Annotated in this window: 23 protein-coding genes; 14 read left to right on the forward strand and 9 right to left on the reverse strand. The window is 68.6% G+C overall.

Annotation, left to right across the window (positions count from 1 at the left end; all coding sequences use genetic code 11):
• Positions 1 to 81: 81 nt before the first annotated feature.
• The gene (locus ACQY9P_RS04155) at positions 82 to 828 is read left to right on the forward strand and encodes an electron transfer flavoprotein subunit beta/FixA family protein (protein WP_421736525.1); all 747 of its coding nucleotides are present in this window, start codon (positions 82 to 84) and stop codon (positions 826 to 828) included.
• A complete protein-coding gene (locus tag ACQY9P_RS04160) occupies positions 829 to 1,770 on the forward strand; it encodes an electron transfer flavoprotein subunit alpha/FixB family protein (protein ID WP_421736524.1) in 942 nt (313 codons plus the stop codon).
• 89 nt (positions 1,771 to 1,859) lie between these two features.
• Here ACQY9P_RS04160 and ACQY9P_RS04165 read toward each other — a convergent pair whose 3' ends face one another.
• Positions 1,860 to 1,994: a hypothetical protein gene (locus ACQY9P_RS04165; RefSeq protein ID WP_421736523.1), complete on the reverse strand. Its 135-nt coding sequence runs from the start codon at positions 1,992 to 1,994 to the stop codon at positions 1,860 to 1,862.
• 152 nt (positions 1,995 to 2,146) lie between these two features.
• Between ACQY9P_RS04165 and ACQY9P_RS04170 the strand changes: the two genes are divergently transcribed.
• On the forward strand, positions 2,147 to 3,019 hold the full coding sequence (locus ACQY9P_RS04170) for a LysR substrate-binding domain-containing protein (RefSeq protein WP_428151185.1): 873 nt from the start codon (positions 2,147 to 2,149) through the stop codon (positions 3,017 to 3,019).
• Here the strand turns inward: ACQY9P_RS04170 and ACQY9P_RS04175 are convergent.
• Positions 2,952 to 3,971: an NAD(P)H-binding protein gene (locus tag ACQY9P_RS04175; protein WP_421736521.1), complete on the reverse strand. Its 1,020-nt coding sequence runs from the start codon at positions 3,969 to 3,971 to the stop codon at positions 2,952 to 2,954. The genes ACQY9P_RS04170 and ACQY9P_RS04175 overlap by 68 nt on opposite strands.
• A 93-nt stretch (positions 3,972 to 4,064) precedes the next feature.
• Between ACQY9P_RS04175 and ACQY9P_RS04180 the strand changes: the two genes are divergently transcribed.
• Positions 4,065 to 4,967 (forward strand): LysR family transcriptional regulator, encoded by a 903-nt coding sequence (locus ACQY9P_RS04180; RefSeq protein ID WP_421736520.1) that lies wholly within the window; start codon positions 4,065 to 4,067, stop codon positions 4,965 to 4,967.
• 870 nt (positions 4,968 to 5,837) lie between these two features.
• On the opposite strand, the gene efp is transcribed toward ACQY9P_RS04180, so the two are convergent.
• Positions 5,838 to 6,404 (reverse strand): elongation factor P, encoded by a 567-nt coding sequence (efp, locus tag ACQY9P_RS04185; RefSeq protein WP_421736519.1) that lies wholly within the window; start codon positions 6,402 to 6,404, stop codon positions 5,838 to 5,840.
• A 121-nt stretch (positions 6,405 to 6,525) separates the two neighbouring features.
• Between efp and epmA the strand changes: the two genes are divergently transcribed.
• The 3 genes from epmA to ACQY9P_RS04200 all read left to right on the forward strand — a co-directional run bounded on the left by epmA (position 6,526) and on the right by ACQY9P_RS04200 (position 9,830).
• Entirely contained in the window at positions 6,526 to 7,590 is a 1,065-nt protein-coding gene (gene epmA, locus ACQY9P_RS04190) for an EF-P lysine aminoacylase EpmA (protein ID WP_421736518.1), read from the forward strand.
• Positions 7,591 to 7,785: 195 nt separating this feature from the next.
• Positions 7,786 to 8,823: a lysine-2,3-aminomutase-like protein gene (locus tag ACQY9P_RS04195; RefSeq protein WP_421736517.1), complete on the forward strand. Its 1,038-nt coding sequence runs from the start codon at positions 7,786 to 7,788 to the stop codon at positions 8,821 to 8,823.
• 128 nt (positions 8,824 to 8,951) lie between these two features.
• The gene (locus ACQY9P_RS04200; protein WP_421736516.1) at positions 8,952 to 9,830 is read left to right on the forward strand and encodes a 3-hydroxybutyryl-CoA dehydrogenase; all 879 of its coding nucleotides are present in this window, start codon (positions 8,952 to 8,954) and stop codon (positions 9,828 to 9,830) included.
• Positions 9,831 to 9,857: 27 nt separating this feature from the next.
• On the opposite strand, the gene ACQY9P_RS04205 is transcribed toward ACQY9P_RS04200, so the two are convergent.
• From ACQY9P_RS04205 to ACQY9P_RS04220, 4 genes are read right to left on the reverse strand one after another with little or no spacing between them, the layout of a single operon-like run.
• Complete coding sequence (locus ACQY9P_RS04205; RefSeq protein WP_421736515.1) at positions 9,858 to 10,238, reverse strand: type II toxin-antitoxin system VapC family toxin; 381 nt, start codon at positions 10,236 to 10,238, stop codon at positions 9,858 to 9,860.
• Positions 10,222 to 10,497 carry a hypothetical protein gene (locus ACQY9P_RS04210; protein ID WP_421736514.1) on the reverse strand — a complete coding sequence of 92 codons (276 nt, stop codon included), beginning with the start codon at positions 10,495 to 10,497 and terminating at the stop codon, positions 10,222 to 10,224. Before ACQY9P_RS04210 ends, ACQY9P_RS04205 begins: the two co-directional genes overlap by 17 nt.
• 37 nt (positions 10,498 to 10,534) lie before the next feature.
• Entirely contained in the window at positions 10,535 to 12,418 is a 1,884-nt protein-coding gene (gene feoB / locus ACQY9P_RS04215) for a ferrous iron transport protein B (RefSeq protein ID WP_421736513.1), read from the reverse strand.
• Positions 12,415 to 12,744 (reverse strand): FeoA family protein, encoded by a 330-nt coding sequence (locus ACQY9P_RS04220; protein ID WP_421736512.1) that lies wholly within the window; start codon positions 12,742 to 12,744, stop codon positions 12,415 to 12,417. Before ACQY9P_RS04220 ends, feoB begins: the two co-directional genes overlap by 4 nt.
• 261 nt (positions 12,745 to 13,005) lie before the next feature.
• On the opposite strand from ACQY9P_RS04220, the gene ACQY9P_RS04225 reads away from it, so the two are divergent.
• Entirely contained in the window at positions 13,006 to 14,268 is a 1,263-nt protein-coding gene (locus ACQY9P_RS04225; protein WP_421736511.1) for an EAL domain-containing protein, read from the forward strand.
• Between the two features lie 9 nt (positions 14,269 to 14,277).
• Here the strand turns inward: ACQY9P_RS04225 and ACQY9P_RS04230 are convergent, their stop codons facing one another.
• Positions 14,278 to 15,891 carry a hypothetical protein gene (locus ACQY9P_RS04230; RefSeq protein WP_421736510.1) on the reverse strand — a complete coding sequence of 538 codons (1,614 nt, stop codon included), beginning with the start codon at positions 15,889 to 15,891 and terminating at the stop codon, positions 14,278 to 14,280.
• Positions 15,892 to 16,033: 142 nt separating this feature from the next.
• On the opposite strand from ACQY9P_RS04230, the gene ACQY9P_RS04235 reads away from it, so the two are divergent.
• Positions 16,034 to 16,759, forward strand: coding sequence for a methylated-DNA--[protein]-cysteine S-methyltransferase (locus tag ACQY9P_RS04235; RefSeq protein WP_421736509.1), 726 nt, complete (start codon positions 16,034 to 16,036; stop codon positions 16,757 to 16,759).
• Positions 16,756 to 17,448, forward strand: coding sequence for a 2OG-Fe(II) oxygenase (locus ACQY9P_RS04240; RefSeq protein WP_421736508.1), 693 nt, complete (start codon positions 16,756 to 16,758; stop codon positions 17,446 to 17,448). The genes ACQY9P_RS04235 and ACQY9P_RS04240 overlap by 4 nt, the downstream gene beginning before the upstream one ends.
• A gap of 3 nt (positions 17,449 to 17,451) precedes the next feature.
• Here ACQY9P_RS04240 and ACQY9P_RS04245 read toward each other — a convergent pair whose 3' ends face one another.
• Positions 17,452 to 18,018 (reverse strand): NnrU family protein, encoded by a 567-nt coding sequence (locus tag ACQY9P_RS04245; protein ID WP_421736507.1) that lies wholly within the window; start codon positions 18,016 to 18,018, stop codon positions 17,452 to 17,454.
• 155 nt (positions 18,019 to 18,173) lie between these two features.
• On the opposite strand from ACQY9P_RS04245, the gene ACQY9P_RS04250 reads away from it, so the two are divergent.
• The 4 genes from ACQY9P_RS04250 to ACQY9P_RS04265 all read left to right on the forward strand — a co-directional run bounded on the left by ACQY9P_RS04250 (position 18,174) and on the right by ACQY9P_RS04265 (position 21,633).
• Complete coding sequence (locus ACQY9P_RS04250; RefSeq protein ID WP_421736506.1) at positions 18,174 to 19,037, forward strand: TIGR01459 family HAD-type hydrolase; 864 nt, start codon at positions 18,174 to 18,176, stop codon at positions 19,035 to 19,037.
• A gap of 59 nt (positions 19,038 to 19,096) precedes the next feature.
• On the forward strand, positions 19,097 to 19,522 hold the full coding sequence (locus ACQY9P_RS04255; RefSeq protein ID WP_421738260.1) for a MaoC family dehydratase: 426 nt from the start codon (positions 19,097 to 19,099) through the stop codon (positions 19,520 to 19,522).
• Positions 19,522 to 20,463 carry a bifunctional riboflavin kinase/FAD synthetase gene (locus tag ACQY9P_RS04260; protein WP_421736505.1) on the forward strand — a complete coding sequence of 314 codons (942 nt, stop codon included), beginning with the start codon at positions 19,522 to 19,524 and terminating at the stop codon, positions 20,461 to 20,463. Before ACQY9P_RS04255 ends, ACQY9P_RS04260 begins: the two co-directional genes overlap by 1 nt.
• 81 nt (positions 20,464 to 20,544) lie before the next feature.
• A complete protein-coding gene (locus tag ACQY9P_RS04265; protein ID WP_421738259.1) occupies positions 20,545 to 21,633 on the forward strand; it encodes a S1C family serine protease in 1,089 nt (362 codons plus the stop codon).
• Positions 21,634 to 21,720: the final 87 nt, after the last annotated feature.

The raw sequence follows: 21,720 nt of genomic DNA on the forward strand, positions 1-21,720 counted from the left end.
AAGGGAAACTTGCGTTGCGGTGCAAAAAGGGTAATTCCGTGCCCACGCAGGAGAAAACGCAGCCTGGAGGCGTGAAACCCGATGAAGGTCCTAGTCCCGGTTAAACGGGTTATCGATTACAACGTGAAGGTCCGCGTGAAGCCGGATCAGACGGGCGTCGATCTGGCGAACGTGAAGATGTCGATGAATCCTTTCTGCGAGATCGCGGTCGAAGAAGCCGTGCGTCTCAAGGAAAAGGGCGTGGCGACGGAAGTCGTCATCGTCAGCATCGGCCCGGCCCAGGCCCAGGAGACGATCCGCACGGCCCTGGCCATGGGCGGCGATCGCGGCGTTCTGGTCACCACCGACGCCGATCCCGAGCCCCTGGCCGTGGCCAAGCTGCTGGCCGCCGTGATCAGCGAAGAGCAACCCGGCCTGGTCCTGATGGGCAAGCAGGCCATCGACGGCGACAACAACGCCGTCGGCCAGATGCTGTCGGCCCTGCTGGGCTGGCCGCAAGCCACCTACGCCTCGGCGATCGAAATCTCGGGCTCGACCGCCAAGGTCACCCGCGAAGTCGACGGCGGCCTGCAGGTCCTGGATGTGGATCTGCCCGCCGTGATCACCGCCGACCTTCGCCTGAATGAGCCGCGCTACGCCTCGCTGCCAAACATCATGAAGGCCAAGAAGAAAGAGATCGCCAGCAAGACCGTCGCTGACTACGGCGTCGACATCGCGCCGCGCCTCAAGGTTCTGAAGGTCACCGAACCCGCCAAGCGTTCGGCCGGCATCAAGGTGGAAACCGCCGCCGACCTGGTCTCCAAGCTCAACACCGCGGGAGTGCTCTAGATGGCCGTTCTCGTCGTCGCCGATAATGACAACCTGGTGCTGCGCGACGGCACCCACAAGACCGTCACCGCCGCCCTGAAGCTTTCGGGCGACGTGGACGTGCTGGTGCTGGGCCACAACGCCAAGGCCGTGGCCGACGCGGCCGCCAAGATCAGCGGCGTCCGCAAGGTGCTGCTGGCCGACAGCGCCGCCCTGGGTCATGGCGTGGCCGAGGCGGAAGCCGACGCCGTGCTGGCCCTGGCCGGCAATTATGACGCGATCCTCGTGCCGGCCACTTCGGGCGGCAAGAACTTCGCGCCGCGCATCGCCGCCAAGCTGGACGTCGCCCCGATCAGCGAGATCGTGGAAGTCGTCTCGGCCGACACCTTCGTTCGCCCGATCTATGCCGGCAACGCCCTCGAAACCGTCCAGTCGTCGGACGCCAAGAAGGTGATCACCGTCCGCCCCACCGCCTTCGCGGCGGCGGAAGAAGGCGGCTCGGCCCCGGTTGAGACCGTGGGCGGCGCCGACGCCGGCAAGACCCGCTTCGTCAGCGAAGAGATGGTCAAGTCGGACCGTCCGGAGCTGGCCGCGGCCAAGATCGTCGTCTCCGGCGGTCGCGCCATGGGTTCGGCCGAAGAGTTCCAGCGGGTGATCGAGCCCCTGGCCGACAAGCTGGGCGCCGCCGTCGGCGCCTCGCGGGCCGCGGTCGATGCGGGCTATGCCCCCAACGACTATCAGGTCGGTCAGACCGGCAAGGTCGTGGCTCCGGCCCTGTATGTCGCCATCGGCATCTCGGGCGCCATCCAGCACCTGGCCGGCATGAAGGACAGCAAGATCATCGTCGCGATCAACAAGGACGCCGACGCCCCGATCTTCCAGGTCGCCGATTTCGGCCTGGTCGCTGACTACAAGACCGCCGTGCCCGAACTGATGGACGCGCTGGCCGCGGCCGGAAAGTAGGCTTCGGCTTTCAGAACCAGCGGAAAGGCCCGGAGGCGACTCCGGGCCTTTTTGTTTGGGCGTCACGGCGGGACGAGCCGCCGCGCCCGTCAACGCGGGCTCTTGGGCGTGAGGCCCTCCGCCCAGCGCAGGTCGTCGTGACGGATGGCGCCCGGCGGAACCTTGACGATCACCGCGGAGATCAGGGCGAGCGTCGCCGCGCCCGCCAGAAGCAGGAGTTTCATGGGAATGTCCCTGGAAGCTTGGGTTGGGGGAAAGCGGCGCCGCAGGGAAACAATGCCGCCGAACACCGGTCTTTACGAACGATAGCTTCTGCGCGAACCTGTGAGCCCAGCTAACATCCCTTTTCATCATGCGCCTCCCCCCGTTCCCCGCCTTGACCGCGCTCGAAGCCGCCGCCCGCCACCGCAGCTACAGCCGGGCGGCCGATGAGCTGTTCGTCACCCACGGCGCGGTCAGCCAGCAGATCCGCAAGCTGGAGGACGAGCTGGGCGTTCGCCTGTTCGTTCGCCAGGGCAACACGATGGAGCCCACCGCCACGGGCGCGGCCCTGGCCTCCCGGGTCGCCGAATCCCTGGCGACGCTGAGAGCCGGCGTCGACAGCGCGCGGCGGGCCGCCATCGGTCCGATCGTGCTGAGCACCGGCGCGGCCTTCGCCACCCGCTGGCTGGTGACGCGGCTGGCGCGGGTGTCGGACGAAACCGGCGAACTGGACCTGACGGTTCGCGTCGAGGACCGGGTCGCCGATCTGTCCGGCGACGGCGTCGACGTGGCCTTGCGCTTTGGCGCGGGGCCGTGGAGCGGGGTCGAGTCGGTCCGGCTGTTCAGCGAGCGGCTGTTCCCGGTGTGCAGCCCCGCCCTGCTGGCCCGCCACCCGATCGACAAGCCCGAAGACCTGCTGACCGCCCCGCTGCTGCGCCACACCGCCCTGCCCTGGAGCGCCTGGTTCAGGGCCATGGGCCTGAGCGCCCCCGACCTGCCGCCCAGCCTGGGCTTCGACGACACCTCGATGATGCTGGACGCCGCCGCCCAGGGCCTGGGCGTGGCCCTGGCCCGCAGCGGCCTGTCGGAACGCGACCTCCGCGACGGCCGGCTGGTGCGGCCGCTGGCGGGCGAGGTCGATGTCGACACCGGCCACCACTTCGTCTGGCGCGCCGACAATCCGAAACTGGCCCGCATCCTCAGGCTGCGCGACTGGTTCGTGGCCGAGACGGCGACAGCGCGTGGCGCGCCGCCATCGGCAGGGTGACGTTGAGGCCCGCCAGGGTTTCGGCCACGGCCTGATCCAGCGGCGTGTGCGGCTCCTCGCCCAGAAAGGCGACCAGCTTGCGGTTATCGAGGCGCGCGGCGTTGCGCCACAGCGGCTTCATTTCGATCAGTTCGCGCATCGTCTCATTGAACGGCGCGATCAGCCCCAGCAGCCCCCAGGGGAAGGCCCTGATCGGCAGTTTCGGCACGCCGGCCACCCGGCGGATCGCCGACGTCATCGCCGTCCCGTCGGCGTCCCACTGGCCGTCGAAGTGGAAGCGGGCGAAGGCCGGCAGCTCGGCTTCGCGGTCGGCGAGGCGGGCGAAGGTCTCGGCCACATCGGGCAGATAGGCCCAGGCATGGCCGACCCCGCGCTGGCCCGGATAGGTTATGGCCTTCAGCGGCTTGCCGGGCTTTACCAGCCCCTGGCCAAACCAGTTGTTGCCGGCGCTGGGTCCGAAATAGTCGCCGGCCCGCAGGATCAGCGACCGCACGCCCCGCGCCGAGGCCGCCTCCAGCCGCGCCTCCATCTTGACGCGGATCTTGCCCTTGCGGGTCTTGGGCTTCTGGGGCGAGCCCTCGGCCAGCAGCGGATAGGCCTTGCGGCCATAGTTGTAGATCGTGCCCGGCAGCAGAATGCGCGCCCCGCTGACCTGGGCCGCCGCGATGGTGTTGTCGATCATCGGCAGGACCAGCGTCTTCCAGCCGCGATAGCCCGGCGGATTGACGGCATGGACAATGACGCCGACGCCCCGGGCGGCCTCGACCACGGTTTCGCGGTCCATGGCGTCGCCGGCGACATAGCTCCAGTCGGGGCGGCGGGGCGCCTTGGACGGATCGCGCACCAGGGCGCGGATGGTCCAGCCATGGCGGGCCAGGGCGATCGCGGTCTCGCCGCCGACGCCGCCATGGGCGCCCAGGACCAGGGCTATGCGGGAAGGATCTTGGGTCATGATGGTCTCCTTGAAGGGGTGATGGCGCCAAGATGCCCAGACCTGGATACGATAGAAATTGACTAGATTGATTGATCGGTTAGTCTAAAATATATGAGCCATCCGCCGACCGATCTGATCGACTGGGAACGCCAGCGGGCCTTTCTGGCTGTGCTGCGCGAGGGCAGCCTGTCGGGCGCCGCCCGCGTGCTGGGCGCGGCCCAGCCCACCGTCCGCCGACGGGTCGAGGACCTGGAGCGCCAGATGGGCGTAGCCCTGTTCACCCGCTCGCCCTCGGGCCTGACCCCCACCGCCCTGGCCCGCGAGCTGGGCGGCCATGTCGAGGCCATGGCCAGCGCCGCCGCCGCCTTCGCCCGCGCCGCCTCGGCCGAGGCCGGATCGGCGGCCGGCGCGGTGCGGATCACCGCCAGCGAGGTGGTCGGCGTCGAGGTGCTGCCGCCGATGCTGGCGGCCCTCCAGGCCGACTATCCGGGCCTGGTGATTGAGCTGGGCCTCAACAACCGCAGCGAAGACCTTCTGCGCCGCGAGGCCGACATCGCCATCCGCATGACCCGTCCCCTGCAGGACGCCCTGGTCGCCCGCAGGATCGGGGCCATTCCACTGGGCTTCCACGGACATGCGCGGCTGCTAGACGCCTGGGGCCGTCCCGACACGCTGGATGCGGCCAGGGCCCTGCCCCTGATCGGTTATGAGACCGAGACCATCGGCGTCCGGGCGGTCAAGGCCATGGGCCTGGACCTGAACCGCGAGGACTTCGCCTTCCGCACCGACAGCGACCTGGCCCAGCTGGCGGCGATCCGCGCCGGCGTGGGCGTCGGCATCTGCCAGGTGGCGCTGGCGGCGCGCGACCCGATGCTGGAGCGAGTGCTGCCGGACTTCACCTTCGACCTAGAGACCTTCGTGGTCACCCATGAGGACCTCCGCGAGGTGCGCCGCGTGCGGCTGGTGTTCGACGCCCTGGTCGAGGGGTTGAGCGCCTACGCGCGAGGCGGGTGACTGGCCCCCTAGGGGTCGCTGCGCGACCGTCTTCCCCCGGAGGGGGAAGATAAAGCGCGCGGACCTCATCTTCCCCCTCCGGGGGAAGACGACCGCGATAGCGGTCCGTAGGGGGCAAGTGTCTGCGACCTCGCGCTTTCGCTGCGATGGTGATGGGAAGAGTCGCGGAGCGTCCGGGCTCGCCCGGAATGTATGAGTTCTAAGTACCGTTTCGACGAAGCCGTCCGCTCCGCGTGACCGTTCTGGCGAAAGCGCGCGGCGCTCGAGCCCTGTTCGGGCCTCGCCGCCTTGAAGCCTCCGACGGGCGGACGGGATAGCGTTTCCCGCCCGGACTGCCGATCCTCCCGGACCAGCCTGCTGCTCGTTCGACCCTCGAAGTCACGTCGTTTTTGTTTTCCACGGCCGACCGCCGCCAGAGAACAACGAGGTTGACGGCCCGGAGCACATGGCTCCTCCCGCCATCGATTGAGCTTCCCGCTCGATCACCCCTGACAGCCGCAACGGTCGCCGGCCGAGCGCCCTTCCCGTGCTGTCAGGTGGGATGATTATGCGGGCGGTTTGAGCGCGGAGGATTGGCGCGATCGTTTTATTTTTAGGGCGTTGATTTTAATGGGCTTCATCCCAAAAAGAACGGGGATTGAGAGCCGTCCATCCCCGTGCCCGACAGATCCTCCCCCTGAAGGGGGAGGCGGCCGGAGGCCGGTGGGGGAAGACCGCAATGACTCAGCAGCACTTCCCCCTCCGATCGCTTCGCGATCACCTCCCCCGCTAGGGGGAGGATCTGAGCGCGCGCCAACGAAAAAGGCCCGGCGCTGGCGCGCCGGGCCTTTCGATCTTGCACGCCTCCCACGAGGAGAGACGGAACGCGTTCTAGTCCTTGGCGCGTTCCTGATAGCTGTTGTCTTCCGTCAGGATCACCACGCGGGTGCCCACGGCGATGTACGGCGGCACGGTGGTCTTGATGCCGTTGCTGAGCAGGGCCGGCTTGTAGGACGAGCTGGCGGTCTGGCCCTTCACCGACGGTTCGGTGTCGACGACTTCCAGGATCATGGTGCGCGGCAGTTCGATGGCGATCGGCACGTCGTTGTGCGTCGACAGCTGCACCGTCATGTTTTCCTGCAGATAGGGCGCGGCGTCGCCGATCACGTCTTCGGTGGCCACGACCTGGTCGAAGCTTTCCGGGTTCATGAAGTGGAAGCCCTCGCCATCCTGATACAGGAAGGTGTGGTCGCGCTGGTCGACGAAGGCGCGCTCGACCTGCTCGGTGGTGCGGTAGCGTTCCGAAACCTTCACGCCGTCGCTGATGCGGCGCATGTTCAGCTGGGTCACCGGGGTGCCCTTGCCGGGGTGGATGTTGTCGACGGTCAGAACGACATACAGACGGCCGTCCATATCGACGACGGCGCCCTTGCGGAGCGAGCTGGCGGCTACCTTCACTTAGATACGTCCTTGATTTCCGGGCGCTGCCTGACAGGCCGCGCGTAGGGGATGGTGATCCTTTGACCGCCCTCCTATAGCGAACGCGGCGAAATCGCCAGTCTCAGATGCGGGAAGCCCTGTGGTCGCCGACGCCCCCTCTCCCCAAAGGTCGCCCTGGTGGACACCCTCGGTCCACGCCGACCGCCGGCCGTTCCTGTTGATCCGCAACCGGATCACCCGCGCGGTGCGCGGCTGGTTCGAGGACCAGGACTTCGTCGAGGTCGAGGCCGCCGCCCTGCAGGTCTCGCCGGGCAACGAGGCCCACCTGCACGCCTTCTCGACCACGATGCTGAGCCTGGCCGGCGAGCCGGACCAGACCTTCCACCTGCACACCTCGCCGGAATTCGCCTGCAAGAAGCTGCTGGCGGCGGGCGAGGACAAGATCTTCGACTTCGCCCGCGTCTGGCGCAATCGCGAGCGCGGGCCGCTGCATCACCCTGAATTCGTGATGCTGGAATGGTACCGGACCGGCGCGCCGTACCAGACTCTGATGGACGACTGCGCGACCCTGCTGTCGATCGCCGCCGAGACGGCGGGGACGCGGCTGTTCTCGTTCCGGGGCCTGGACTGCGATCCCTTCGCCCAGCCCGAGCGGCTGAGCGTGGCGCAGGCCTTTGACCGCCACGCCGGCGTCGACCTGCTGGCCAGCCTGGGCGCCGGCGGCGAGACCGACCGCGACGCCCTGGCTGGCTCGGCCCGCGCGGCGGGGATCCGGGTGGCCGATGACGACAGCTGGGCCGACGTCTTCAGCCGGGTGATCGTCGAGAAGGTCGAGCCCAAGCTGGGCGTGGGCCGGGCCACGATCCTGTGCGAATATCCCGTGGCCGAGGCGGCCCTCGCGCGACCCAAGCCGGGCGATCCGCGCGTGGCTGAACGCTTCGAGCTCTATGCCTGTGGCGTGGAACTGGCCAACGCCTTCGGCGAACTCACCGACCCCGCCGAGCAGCGCCGCCGCTTCGTGGCCGAGATGGACGAGAAGCAGCGGATCTATGGCGAGCGCTACCCGCTCGACGAGGACTTCCTGGCCGCGCTGGAGATCATGCCCGAGGCCTCGGGCTCGGCGCTGGGCTTTGACCGGCTGGTAATGCTGGCGGCGGGGGCCAGCCGGGTGGATCAGGTGATGTGGGTGCCGGTGGCGGGCTAAAAGTCCTCCCCCTGAAGGGGGAGGGGTCGGCCCCCGGGACCGGCCAGCGGCCGGCCCGAGGATAAACTCCGCCGACGGAGGGGGAAGTCGGCCGGCGCAGGGGATCACACTTCCCCCTCCGGCGCTGCGCGCCACCTCCCCCTCTGGGGGGAGGATTTGCGCGGCAAGCCCTTTTACGCCATATCCCGCCCCCTCATGCCCCCCGCCAACACCCTCCGCAGCGCGGCCGCCCTGGCCGACGCCGGCCTGATCGCTCCCGAACGCCTGCCGGCGCTCGAGCGCGTGGCGGCGCAATATGCGGTGGCGATCACGGCCGACATGGCCGCCCTGATCGAGCCCGCCAACCAAGCCGACCCCATCGCCCGCCAGTTCGTGCCGCAGACCGCCGAACTGGTCTCGGCCCCCGGCGAGGATCCCGATCCGATCGGCGACCTGACCCACAGCCCGGTCGAGGGGATCGTCCATCGCTATCCCGACCGGGTGCTGCTAAAACCCACCCATACCTGCGCGGTCTATTGCCGGTTCTGCTTCCGTCGCGAGATGGTCGGGCCCGAGGGGCTCAGCACCCTGTCGTCCGCCCAGCTGGACGCCGCCTTCGCCTATATCGCCGGCCGCCCGGAGATCTGGGAGGTCATCGTCACCGGCGGCGATCCGCTGGTGCTGTCGCCGCGCCGCCTCCGCGAGATCGGCGAGCGGCTGGCGAAGATCGAGCATGTGAAGGTGGCGCGCTTCCACACCCGCGTTCCCGCCGTCGATCCGTCCCTGATCACCGATGAAATGGTCTCGGCCCTGAAGGCCAGCGGCAAGGCGGTCTATGTGGCGCTGCACGCCAACCACGCCCGCGAGCTGACCCCCGCCGCCCGCGCCGCCTGCGCCCGGATCGTCGACGCGGGCGTTCCGATGATCAGCCAGACCGTGCTGCTGGCGGGGATCAACGACGATCCCGACACGCTGGGCGCCCTGATGCGGGCCTTTGTCGAGACGCGGATCAAGCCCTACTACCTGCACCATCATGACCACGCGCCGGGGACCAGCCACCTGCGCACCAGCGTCGCCAGGGGCCAGGACCTGATGAAGGCCCTGCGGGGAAACGTCTCGGGCCTCGCCCAGCCGACCTACATCCTCGACATCCCGGGCGGGCACGGCAAGGTTCCGGTGGGACCGGTCTACCTTGAGCGCAACACGGTCGAGGACCCGCAAGGCCAGCCTCACGCCTATCCGCCCGTCGGCTAGCGCGACCGATCCGCGCTGCGACGCAGCAAAGTCTGGACGAGGCCGTGGTTTCTCGTGCTAGAAACGTCGCCACAATCGATGGCGCGGACCCGTGTCCCGGCGCCGTATCAAGCGAAGGCTTGGCGTTCATGAGTGAAATCAAGACGGTCGGCGTCATCGGCGCTGGCCAGATGGGCTCTGGCATCGCGCATGTGTGCGCGCTCGCGGGCTATGATGTTCTGCTGCACGACATCTCGAAAGACCGCATCGACGCCGGTCTTGTCCTGATCGAGAAGAACCTCGCCCGTCAGGTCGGCCGGGGCATCATCGACGACGCCGCCATGGCCGGCGCGCTCTCGCGCATCAAGCCCGCCGAGGGCCTGGAAGCCGTGGGCCAGGCCGATCTGGCCATCGAGGCGGCCACCGAGAACGAAGAGACCAAGAAGGCCATCTTCCGCAATCTCCAGCCGCACCTGCGGCCCGACACGCTGCTGGCCTCCAACACCTCGTCGATCTCGATCACCCGCCTGGCCAGCTCGACCGACCGCCCCGAGCGGTTCATCGGCCTGCACTTCATGAACCCCGTCCCGCTGATGAAGCTGGTCGAGATCATTCGCGGCATCGCCACCGACGTCCCCACCTATGAGACGGCCGTGGCCTTCGCCCGGTCGCTGGGCAAGATCACCAGCAACGCCGAAGACTTCCCCGCCTTCATCGTCAACCGCGTGCTGGTGCCGATGATCAACGAGGCGATCTACACCCTGTACGAGGGCGTGGGCACGGTCGACGCCATCGACACCGCCATGAAGCTGGGCGCCAACCATCCGATGGGCCCGCTGGAACTGGGCGACTTCATCGGCCTGGACACCGTGCTGAGCATCATGAACGTGCTGCACGAGGGCCTGGCCGACAGCAAGTATCGCCCCTGCCCGCTGCTGGTGAAGTATGTCGAGGCCGGCTGGCTGGGCAAGAAGGCCGGCCGCGGCTTCTACGACTATCGCGGCGAGACGCCGGTTCCGACGCGCTGAGGCCGGCATCCGCCGACGCGCTGGGCCTTACCAGAGCGTCGGGGCGCCATAGGCAGCGATAGCGGGATCGCGCGTGACGATCGTGGCGCTCTCGACGAGGCCCTGAGCGACGATGATCCTGTCGAAAGGATCGCCGTGAAGGCGCGCCAAGCCTCCCGCCATTGAGGCGTGAGACGCATCGATGCTCAGCCACTCGAAGCCCAGCGAGTGGACAACGCTCTGGATGTCGGTGGGCAAGGCGGCGATCTCAGGATCTCGCGCGCGCTTGAACTCGATCTCGTAGGCGCAAGCCGCACTGACCAGCACCGTGTTGTCCGGATCCTCAAGCAAACCGGCAATCGTGACGGGGAGCCGATGCGAGTTGCCCAACGCCCAGATCAGGGCGTGGGTATCAAGCAGCAGCTTCATCGTTAGGCGGGAAGATCGGGCCATCGACAGCAGCCACGGTCTCAGGATCGGGGCCGATGAAGAGATCGTCCGAAAGCTTGAGGTTCAGGTGATTCCAGACGCCCAATTGGCGCCGCCGCTTTGGTGCGACGGTCTGAGGCGGGGTCACGATGGCGACGACCTCACCATCGGCCGTGAGGACGACATCCTCACCCGCCCGCACATGAGCCACGAGCTCGGCGAGAGCGTCCTGCTTGGCGATGTCGACCTGGATCGTCATGTCCTGAGTTTAGCACAGAACACAACCAGAACAATCCCTACCCCGCGCCCATCGCCACGGCGATGTGGTAGGTGGCCAGCGAGGCCAGATAGGCCAGGCTGGTCATGTAGAGGAACATCACGGTCGGCCAGGTCCAGCTGTTGGTCTCGCGCTTGACCACGCCAAGCGTCGCCGCGCACTGCGGGGCGAAGATGTACCAGGCCAGGAACGACAGGGCGCTGGCCAGCGACCACTGGTGGGCCAGCACCGTGCCCAGCGCCTGCGGCGAGCTGTCGGCATTGCCCACGGCGTAGACGGTGCCCAGGGCGGCCACGGCCACCTCGCGGGCGGCGAAGCCCGGGATCAGGGCCACGGTCATCTGCCAGTTGAAGCCGATGGGCGCCATAAGCGGGGCGATGAAATGCCCGATGCGGCCGGCGAAGCTGTAGTCGATGGCCGGCCCCGTCGCGCCTTCCGGCGGATAGGGGAAGGTCGACAGCACCCAGACCAGCACCATCAGCGGCAGGATGATCCGGCCGGCGCGGGTGAGGAAGATCCGGGCGCGGGTCCACAGGTTCATCAGCACGTTGCGCGGCTCGGGCCAGCGATAGGTCGGCAGCTCCATCATGAACGGCTCGACCGTGCCCCGCCAGAACACGCGGCGCAGCACGAACGACACGGCCAGGGCGCTGACGATGCCGCCGGCATAGAGCCCGAACATCACCAGACCCTGCAGCGACAGCACGCCCCACACGGTCTGATTGGGAATGAACGCCCCGATGATCAGGGTGTAGACGGGGATCCGGGCCGAGCAGGTCATCAGCGGCGCCACCAGGATGGTGGTCAGCCGGTCATGCTTGTTGTCGATCACCCGCGTCGACATGATCCCGGGAATGGCGCAGGCGAAGCTGGACAGCAGCGGAATGAAGGCTCGGCCGTGCAAGCCCGCCCCGCCCATGATCTTGTCCATCAGGAAGGCCGCGCGGGCCATGTAGCCGCTGTCTTCCAGCAGCAGGATGAAGAAGAACAGGATCAGGATCTGCGGCAGGAACACCAGCACGCTGCCGACGCCGGCGATCAGACCGTCGGCCACCAGGCTGCCCAGCAGGCCCTGCGGCAGGTGCGCCGAGGTCCAGCCCGCCAGGGCGGTGAAGCCGGCGTCGATCAGGTCCATGGCCGGCGTCGCCCAGGTGAACACCGCCTGGAACATCACGAACAGCAGGGTCAGCAGAATCACCAGGCCGGCGGCGGGGTGCAGCAGCACGTCGTCGATCTTGCCGGTGACCGTGTCGGGTCGCTCGGGCGGCTTCACACAGGCCCGGAAGATGCGCTGGGCCTCGGCGTGGGCGGCGCGGATCTCGGTGGCGTCCGGCTCGCGCCAGGTGCTGGCGTGCTCGCCGGCGTGGCTGATCGTCAGGGCCTCGGCCTGGGCGATCAGGTCCTCCAGGCCACGCTTGCGAGTGGCCACCGTGGTGACGATCGGCGCGCCGAGCTCGGCGGACAACTTTTCGACGTCGATCCGGAGGCCCTGGCGCTGGGCGATGTCATACATGTTCAGCGCCAGCACAAACGGCCGGCCCACCTGCTTGAGCTCCAGCGCCAGGCGCAGAACCAGCCGCAGGTTGGTGGCGTCGGCCACGCAGATCAGCACCCGCGGCGCGGCCTCGCCCGCCAGACGGCCCAGGATGGCGTCGCGGGTCACGGCTTCATCGGGGCTGCGGGCGCGCAGGCTGTAGGTGCCGGGCAGGTCGAGCACGCGCAGCACCCGGCCGGCGGCCGTGGTCAGCACGCCTTCCTTCCGCTCGACGGTGACGCCGGCGTAGTTGGCGACCTTCTGGCGGCTGCCCGTCAGGGCGTTGAACAGGGCGGTCTTGCCGGAATTGGGATTGCCGACCAGCGCGATACGAGCGGGGTCGAGCGCGGTGACGCCAGTGTCGGTCAAGGCTTGGTTCCGTCGAACTTCACGGTCACGGCGCCGGCCTCGCGCCGACGCAGGGCCACGCGGGTGTCGTCCACGCGTACGGCGATAGGGTCGCGGCCGAACAGGCCCTCATGAAGGACCTCGATCCGCGCGCCCTCGACGAAGCCCATCTCCAGCAGCCGCCGCTCCAGCTCCTGGGCGTCCACCGACTCGTCGGCGCCGGTCACGCCGGTGACCTGGGTGATCACACCGCGATCGCCGCGCGACGCGACGCTCAGCGACCGCTCCGAGGAGGGCTGGGCGAAGGCGGCGTCGGGGCCGGAAGTCAGGGTAGCGCCGTCGGGCATTGGAACTCCGCGATAACTTGCGAGTGATTATCAGTCCAAGCGCTCGCTGTCGATGCGGCGTGTACGCCCGATGTGCTCAAAGCGGGACACCCCGTCGCCGCGAAGGATTCCGGTTGAATCCGGCGGCCACCCCGGCCGGGTTGCGTTATGATGCGCAAGAACCCCGGCGTACGAGGCGGAATGGCGCAGGGGCGTTAATCTGTTCGACTCTTGGGACGCGGACCGGTCTGATTGTCCGTAACGATTCGTGTGGACGGAATGATGCGAAGGCTGATGCTTGGGCTGCTTACGGGCGCCTATCTTTGTCTGGCTCTGATCGTCTCCCTCGTGCTGTGGCGCACGGGGGCCACGCCCGCCGTGGGCCTTTCGGCCTTTATCGGCACCCTGGCCCTGTGCTTCGCGTTCCACGGCCTGATCGCCAGCACCTTCGACACCGCCCGCTCGCGCATGGACATCGACACCGTGCGCGAGGCCCACGCCATCCTGCTGGACCAGATCGAGAAGATCGACGCCCGCATGACCGAGCTGGTCGAGAGCGTCGCCGTCGACGCCCAGCGCCGTTCCGAGGAGCTGTCGACCGAGGTGCATCAGCTGGAAGACCTGATCGCCACGATGAACGAGCGGCTGGAACACCAGCTGACCCATCAGGTCGCCGCCGCCCGCGTCGACGTGCGCGACCGCACCCCGCAATCCAGCGTCATGCTGCAGGTCGTGCAGGAAGCCCTGGCCGAGAACCGGGTCGACCTCTACCTGCAGCCGATCGTCAGCCTGCCCCAGCGCCGCACGGTCTTCTACGAGAGCTTCTCGCGCCTGCGCGACGAGACCGGCCGGGTGATGATGCCCGCCGAATACCTGGCCGTCGCCGAGCCCGAAGGCCTGATGACCGCCATCGACAATCTGCTGCTGTTCCGCTGCGTGCAGATCGTGCGTCGCCTGGCCAAGCAGGATCGCAAGGTCGGGATCTTCTGCAACATCTCGCTGGCCAGCCTGGCCGACGAGAGCTTCTTCCCGCAGTTCCTGGAATTCATGCAGGCCAACAAGGATCTGGCCGGCTCGGTGTTCTTCGAACTGGGTCAGGCCGCGTTCGAGCGTCGCGGTCCGGTGGAAGCCCGCCACATGTCGCGCCTGGCCAGCCTGGGCTTCCAGTTCAGTCTCGACAAGGTCAGCGACCTGGATCTCGACTTCCAGGACCTGGCCCGCGCCGACGTCAAGTTCCTGAAGGTCGGCGCCCAGATGATGCTGGACCAGCTGCAGGAGCAGGACGGCAAGCTGGTGATCGCTTCCCTGCCCGACCTCAACGCCTCCGATTTCGCCGCCCTCACCCGCCGCTACGGCATCGAGGTGATCGTCGAGAAGGTCGAGGCCGAAAAGCAGATCGCCGAGATCCTGGATCTCGACATCGGCTACGGCCAGGGCCACCTGTTCGGCGAGCCCCGCGCCATCCGCGACGCCGTGCTGGCCGAAGCCGAGCCCCCGGTCGACTTCATGCGCGGCGCCCTGCGCCGCCGTGCTTCGGGCTGGTAGCACGCGGCTTTAACGCCAGCGATCGACCTTCCAGGCCATCGGCCTTGGCGGCATGGGCCGCTTGCAGGTCACGGTCGCGACCGCCTGGCCCTTGAGGGTCAGGGCGATCTCTCCCCCAGCCGCGCACAGCGGGACGGCGGCGTCGAACGCCGCGTGAATGTCGCTCATGATGTCGTGGCCAGCGATGGCGTCGATGGTCGGATCGCCGTTCAGCACGCCACAGTGGTCCTGGGTGTCCAGCTTCAGCGCCTTTGGATCGCCGCCATAAAAGCCCCGGCTGCCTTTGCAAACCTGGGCCAGCACATGCATCACCAGCGCCTCGCGCTCGGCATCGGCGGAGCGGCTCGGTGAAACCTGGGCGCCCAGCCCGACCAGGGCCGCGCTCAGGCGGGTCCAGCGCCCGGTGTCGCCCGGCTGCATGAGCAGGGACAGCGGCTCGTCGGCCTGGTCGCTCAGGCCGGCCAGGGCAAGGAAGCCCGCGCTGTCATAGGTTTTGCCCCTCCGACCAGCCGCCTTGAACAGGTCGCGCCAGAGGTCGAAGGCGTCCCGCGCCCCATTCGAGGCGCGGCGGACCTTCAGGTCGGCGATCCACTCGACGAGAACGCCACAGTCATACACCGCCCTGCCCCGGCGCGGTGGATTGGTCTTCAGGTCCTTGGAGCCCAGCATGTTGGCGCAACGGGTCAAGCGGTCGCCCAGAGCCTCGCCGACCTCGACCTCGCTCATGGACCCGGCCTGGCGCGAGGTCAGCAAGGCGGCGTATTCGGCCATGCCTTCGTGCAGCCAGGCTTCGGTCTCGCCGTCCCGCGATTTAAACCCTCGGCTGTTCCAGAAGTGGAAAAACTCGTGGTTGACGAAGTGGGTGGCAGGGCCCGCAACGCTCTCGTCAAACCGGGCCGCCTCGGGACCGAAGAACCGCAGCGAAGCTGTGGGACCTTCGGTGGTGTCACCCTGCCAGCCGCGGTTGAACGTCGGAAGCAGCGCGATTATCACCGTGGGGCGGTTCTCCAGACCGACGCCCAGCCGCCGTGTGTAGTACGCTGCGGCGTCGCTGGCGGCTTTGGCCAGATGCGTGCGCATGACGGGTGGAACGTCGGGGGCCGCCACGAAGGTCGCCGCGCCGGCGGTGACGTTGGCCGGGGGGCCCAGATAGACATAGCCGGCCAGGCGCAGTCGTCCGCCGGCGGCGGCGGGAACGACCGACCACCCCTTGGGCGCCACCGTCCGCGCCTCGACCGGTGGCTGGCCCTGAGCGGACTGGAAGTAGGGGCCGTAGATCTGCCAGCCCTCGCCGATGCGGGTCAGGGCCGGATAGCGCCGGTCCCGGGGGCGGCTGTCGGGCGTGATCAGCACCGTGAAGCGGTCGAATGGCTTGCCGTCCGGCCGCGACACGACACCCTTGGCCAGGGTGAGGTCGGGCGTCGCGACATGCCAGGTGTCGGCGCGCACATCCTCGACCTCTTCCTCCAGCGCAAAGCGTGCGGCAGGCGCGGGCAGGACGAAGGTCGCCTCCACCCCGGTCGGGACGGGCCGCAGGGCGACCCTGACGGGCGTGGCCGCCCCGGCGATAGAGGCCGAGAACAGCAAGGCAAAGGCCAGCCCCGCCAGACTTAACACCTTCATGCCATCCCCCGAATATGGTGCGCGCGCCGCCCTGCGTCGTCGCGGTTCAGGTTGGTGACACTTTCGGGTAGCGCACCGCAAGCATCGGAATGACCCGCTGGTCGCTCGGGCGCATCGTGTCTCCAGCAGAGGAGATGTTCCGATGACCGTTTCGACCTATCCCGACGACGACGCGCGCTGGGACGCCATGCGCCGCAAGGACCGCGCCGCCGAGGGCGCCTTCTTCATCGCCGTGCGCACCACCGGCGTCTATTGCGTGGCCAGCTGCGGCGGCCGCCCGCTGCGCAAGAATGTCGAGTTCCATGACACCCGCCAGAGCGCTCGCGACGCCGGCTTCCGCGCCTGCCTGCGCTGCAGGCCCGACATCGACCGCGAGGTGCTGCGTCACGCCACCGTCCCCACCAGCCTGGGCCTGGCCCTGGTCGCGCGGTCGGACGCTGGCCTGCGCCTGGTCACCCTGGGCGATGACGCCGACGCCCTGACGGCGGACCTGGCAAAGCGCTTTCCGGCCGCGCGCCTGCTCCCCGATCCGGACGGCCTGAGCGGCGAACTGGCCGCCGTGGCCGGTTTCATCGACCGGCCGGAAACGGGTCTGATCCTGCCGCTGGACGATCGCGGCACGGCGCTGCAACAGGCGGTCTGGGGGGCCCTGCGCGCCATCCCGGCCGGCCAGACGGCCTCCTACGCCCAGGTGGCCCGCGCCATCGGCCGGCCGGCCGCCGCCCGGGCCGTGGCGCAGGCCTGCGGCGCCAACCCGCTGGCGGTGATCACGCCCTGCCACCGCGTGGTCCGGGCCGATGGCGGCCTGTCCGGCTACCGCTGGGGCGTCGCGCGCAAGGCGGCCCTGCTGGCGCGCGAGGCGGCGTGAGCCCGGAGCTCGATTGGAAGCGCATCGCCGCCGAACTGGACGCGCGCGGCTGGGCCCTGACCGGGCCGCTGCTGACGCCGGAGCAGTGCGCGGACCTGACCGCCCTGTATGAGCAGCCGGCCCTGTTCCGCGGCAAGGTGGTCATGGCCCGGCACGGCTTCGGCAAGGGCGAGTACCAGTATTTCGCCTATCCCCTGCCCGCGCCGATCCAGGCGCTGCGCGAGAGCCTCTATCCGCCCCTGGCCTGGATCGCCAATCGCTGGGCCGCGCGGCTGGGCGAGGAGCGGCGCTTTCCCGAGACTCTGGACGCGATGCTGGCCCGCTGCCGCGAGGCGGGCCAGGCGCGGCCCACGCCGCTGATGCTGACCTACGGGCCCGGCGACTACAATTGCCTGCACCAGGACCTCTATGGCGAGCAGGTCTTTCCGTTGCAGGCGGCCTTCCTGCTGGACGCGCCGGGTCGTGACTTCGAGGGCGGCGAGTTCGTGCTGGTCGAGCAGCGGCCCCGCCAGCAGTCAGCGCCCCAGGTCGTGCCCCTGACCCAGGGCCAGGGCGTGATCTTCGCCGTGCGCGAACGGCCGGCCGAGGGCACGCGCGGTGTCCACCGGCGGGTGCTGCGGCACGGGGTCAGCGAGATCCGCGCGGGACGGCGACGGACGCTGGGGGTGATCTTCCACGACGCGTCGTGAGCCTCACCCCAGCGGCGAAACGCCGAAGAACACCCGGTGCAGGAACAGCACGAACAGACCGTACAGCACCGTCCCGGCCACGATCATGATCAGGTCCGCCGCCGGTTTGGTCGCCACCGGCGCGGGTTCCTTGCGGCCCAGGGCCGAGATCAGGTCGATGACGGCGAACGCCAGGAAGCCGCCAAACAGCAGCACCGAGGCCTGGTCGCCATTGGCCAGCAGGTGGCCGACCGACCACAGGATGACCCCGATCAGCATCGGATGGCGCACCGTCGCCTTGATCCGGCCCACCGGGCCGTTCGATCCGGCCAGCAGGATGAAGGCCGGCAGCACCAGGGCCATGGCCGCATGGCGTCCCCAGGCCGGCGGGTCATACAGCTGCGGCGCCATCAGCCGGTACTGGATCCAGCCCCAGATGATCAGGCCCAGCCCGACGGCCGCGACCAGCGAATACAGGCCCTTCCAGCGACCCGGGGCGGCCGCGACCTGGGCGTTGCGCCAGCCCGGCGCCACGATCCGCACCGAATGAACGCCAAAGAACACCACAAGCCCGAGGATCAGAATCGTCATCGGCCGTCTCCCTGTCTGGGGGCGAGGATAGTCATGGAACGCGGGTCTTCGATAGCGCGGCCTCTTGAAACCCCGCCCGGCGGCGACACCTAAGACCCTCGTTCCAACGCCCATTGGCGTTGACGCCTTGGCCCCCGACCGGTACCGCCGCCGTCATGATGGATTTCCCAGACCGCCTCTCGGCCCTGTCCGACCGCTATGACATCGTGCTGTGCGACGTGTGGGGCGTGATCCACAACGGCGTGCGCAGCTTCCCGGAAGCCTGTGACGCGCTCACCCAGTGGGGCGCGCGGGTGGGTCCCGTGGTGCTGATCTCCAACGCGCCGCGCCCGTCGTATGACGTGGTCGAGCAGTTGGACAGCCTGGGCGTGCCGCGCTCGGCCTGGAGCGGCTTTGTCACCTCCGGCGACGCCACCCGCGCCCTGCTGGCCGCCCGCGCGCCGGGCAAGGTGTGGCGGATCGGTCCCGACCGCGACGCGCCGCTCTATGCCGGTTTCGACCTCGACCTGACCGGCTCGTGCGAGGACGCCGATTTCATCGGCTGCTCGGGCCTGTACGACGACGAGACCGAAATCCCGGAAGACTATCGCGATCGCCTGGCCGTGGCGGCCAAGCGCGGCCTGACCTTCATCTGCGCCAATCCCGACCGGGTGGTGCAGCGCGGCGACAAGCTGATCTTCTGCGCCGGGGCCCTGGCAGACCTCTATGAGAGCCTGGGCGGCGAGGTGATCATGGCCGGCAAGCCGTTCGCGCCGATCTACGACCTGGCCATCGCCAAGGCCGCCGAACTGACCGGCAAGCCCGTCGACCGCTCGCGCGTGCTGTGCATCGGCGACGGCGTGATCACCGACGTGAAGGGCGCGCAGGACCAGAACCTGGCCTGCCTGTTCATCGCCAAGGGTATCCACGGCGAGGCCGCCATCGGTCCGGACGGCCTGCTGAACCCCGAGGCCGTGCTGGCTCTGCTGGCGGCTGAAAAGGTCGGCGCCACGCACGCCGTGGGCGATCTGGTCTGGTGAAGATCGGATCAGCCGCTAAGTTCGACCGCAACGCACAATAAGAATTGTCGCAGGGACGCGTGATGCAGGGCTTGTTTCTAGAGGATCTGACCGTCGGCCAGAGCGCCGAGTTGGTTCGCGCCGTGGGCGCGGCCGATATCGAGGCCTTCGCCGCCGTGACCGGCGACAACAATCCCGTCCACCTCGACGCCGAGTTCGCGGCGACCACCAGCTTTGGCGAGCGCATCGCCCACGGCATGCTGTCGGCGGGCTATATCTCGGCGGTGATCGGGACCCAGCTGCCGGGCCCCGGCGCGATCTATCTGTCGCAGTCGCTGCGCTTCAAGCGGCCAGTGAAGATCGGCGACGAGGTCACCGCGCGGGCCACCATCACCGAGATCGACGCGGCCAAGGCCCGCGTCACCCTGGCCACGGTGTGTCTGGTCAACGGCAAGCCCGTGGTCGAGGGCGAAGCCCTGATCATGGTTCCGCGCAAGGCCGTCTGATGAAGCTGAAGATCGTCCACGGCTGGAAAGACCTGCCGGCGCAAGCCCGGGGCGCCGCCGCGGCGCTGGGTAATTTCGACGGCGTGCATCGCGGCCACCAGCAGGTGATCGCCGAAGCCGCCAAGGCCGCCTCGGCCCTCAAGGCCCCGCTGGGCGTCATCACCTTCGATCCGCACCCGCGCCGGCTGTTTCGACCCACCGAACCGGCCTTCCGGCTGATGACGATCGAGCAGCAAGCCCGCGTTTTGAGCGGAATGGGCGTGGATATCCTTTATCTGCTGCCGTTCGACTTCCAGATGGCCAGCTTCTCGGACAAGGAATTTGTCGAGCAGGTGCTGGTCGAGGGTCTGGGTGTGAAGCACGTGGCGGCAGGGTTCGACATCTCGTTCGGCAAGGGCCGCACCGGCAGCCCCGAGGCGCTGAGAGACTATGGCCAGCAGAACGGCTTTGGCGTCTCGATCGCCGCGCCCGTGGCCGGCCGCGCCGGCGACAAGTTCTCGTCCACCAGCGTCCGCGACGCCCTGCGCGAGGGCCAGCCCGAAGAGGCCGCCCGCATCCTGGGCCGTCCCTTCGCCATCGAGGGCGTGGTGCGGCGCGGCCAGCAGCTGGGCCGCCAGCTGGGCTTTCCCACCGCCAATGTCGAGATCGTCGACTATGTGGTGCCAAAACTGGGCGTTTACGCCACCCGCACCCGCCTGCCCGACGGCCGCGAGGTGCCCGGCGTGGCCAATCTGGGCAACAACCCCACCACGGGCGAGGTCGAGACCCGGCTGGAAACCTGGCTGTTCGATTTCGACGAGGACCTCTACGGCCAGGTCATCGAAACCCAGCTGATCGCCTTCCTGCGCCCCGAGCTGAAATTCGACAGCATCGAGCTGATGGTCGAGCAGATCCGCCGGGACGAGGCGCAGGCGCGCGCGATCGTGGCGCCGGGGTTCTAGAACCCTTCTCCCGCAAGGGGAGAAGGGATGTTCAAGCGCTACCGCCTGCTGTTAACCTCCGTTAACCACTGCGGGGGCGGGATGTTGAAGGCGCGCAAGTACGAGCATTTCGCCAGGGCGCGCCGGCCCGCGCCGCGTCGGCGGCATGAAATCCTGTCCTATCCCGACGACGTGCAACTGGTGTTCGACACCGGCAAGGCCATCGAGGTCGAGGGCGGCTATTGCGCCCTGCCCAATGGCGACCTGCTGGACGCCTATTCCAACGCCGTGGTCCGGGCCGTCGAGGTGGTGGGGCCCAGCGTGGTGCGCGTTCACCCGATGCTGGAAGATCCCCGGATGCAGGGCATCGGCTCGGGCTTCGCCTTCGCACCGGGCGGACTGATCCTGACCAACAGCCATGTGGTGCAGGGCGCCACGCGCTTCGTGGTCATCACCGCAGAAGGCCGCAGCCTGACGGCGCGCTGCGTGGGCGACGATCCCGACACCGACCTGGCCATCCTCAAGATCGACCAGAACATCGACATCCCGGTGGCCCGGCTGGGCGATTCCAAGAAGCTGCGGCGCGGCCAGCTGGTCATCGCCATCGGCGCGCCGCTGGGCTTCGAGGCCACCGTGACCACCGGCGTCGTCTCGGCCCTGGGACGATCCCTGCGCGGCGAGCGGGGCCGGCTGATCGAGGACCTGATCCAGACCGACGCCGCCCTCAATCCCGGTAACAGCGGCGGCCCGCTGGTCAATTCCAGTGGCGAGGTGGTGGGCATCGCCACCGCCGTCATCGCCGGCTACCAGGGCCTGTGCTTCGCCGTGGCGGTCAACACCGCCACCTATGTGATCAAGGAGCTGCTGGACCACGGCTTCGTGCGGCGCGGCTCGATCGGCCTGATCGCCCAGCAGGCCCCGATCCCGCCCGCCCTGGCCAAGGCCACCGGCGTGACCCAGCCCTATGCGGTGTTCGTCGCCCACATCGACGCCGGCGGGCCGGCCGCCAAGGCGGGCGTCAAGGAAGGCGACCTGCTGATCCAGGCCGGCGACCAGCAGTTGACCGGCCTGGACGACCTGCTGCGCGCGCTGGACAACCACAGCATCGACAAGCCCACCCTGTTCACCCTGATCCGCGAAGGCCGTCTGCTGACGGTGACCATCACGCCCCGGATCCGCAAGCGGACCTGAACGCTCTGCGCCGCGTGGCCATACCCAATCAGGGGCCGCGACCCGCCGTTCGCGCTGGACGCGAATAGGGGTCGGGACTACACCTTG

Source organism: Caulobacter sp., assembly GCF_965279145.1.
GTDB lineage: Bacteria > Pseudomonadota > Alphaproteobacteria > Caulobacterales > Caulobacteraceae > Caulobacter.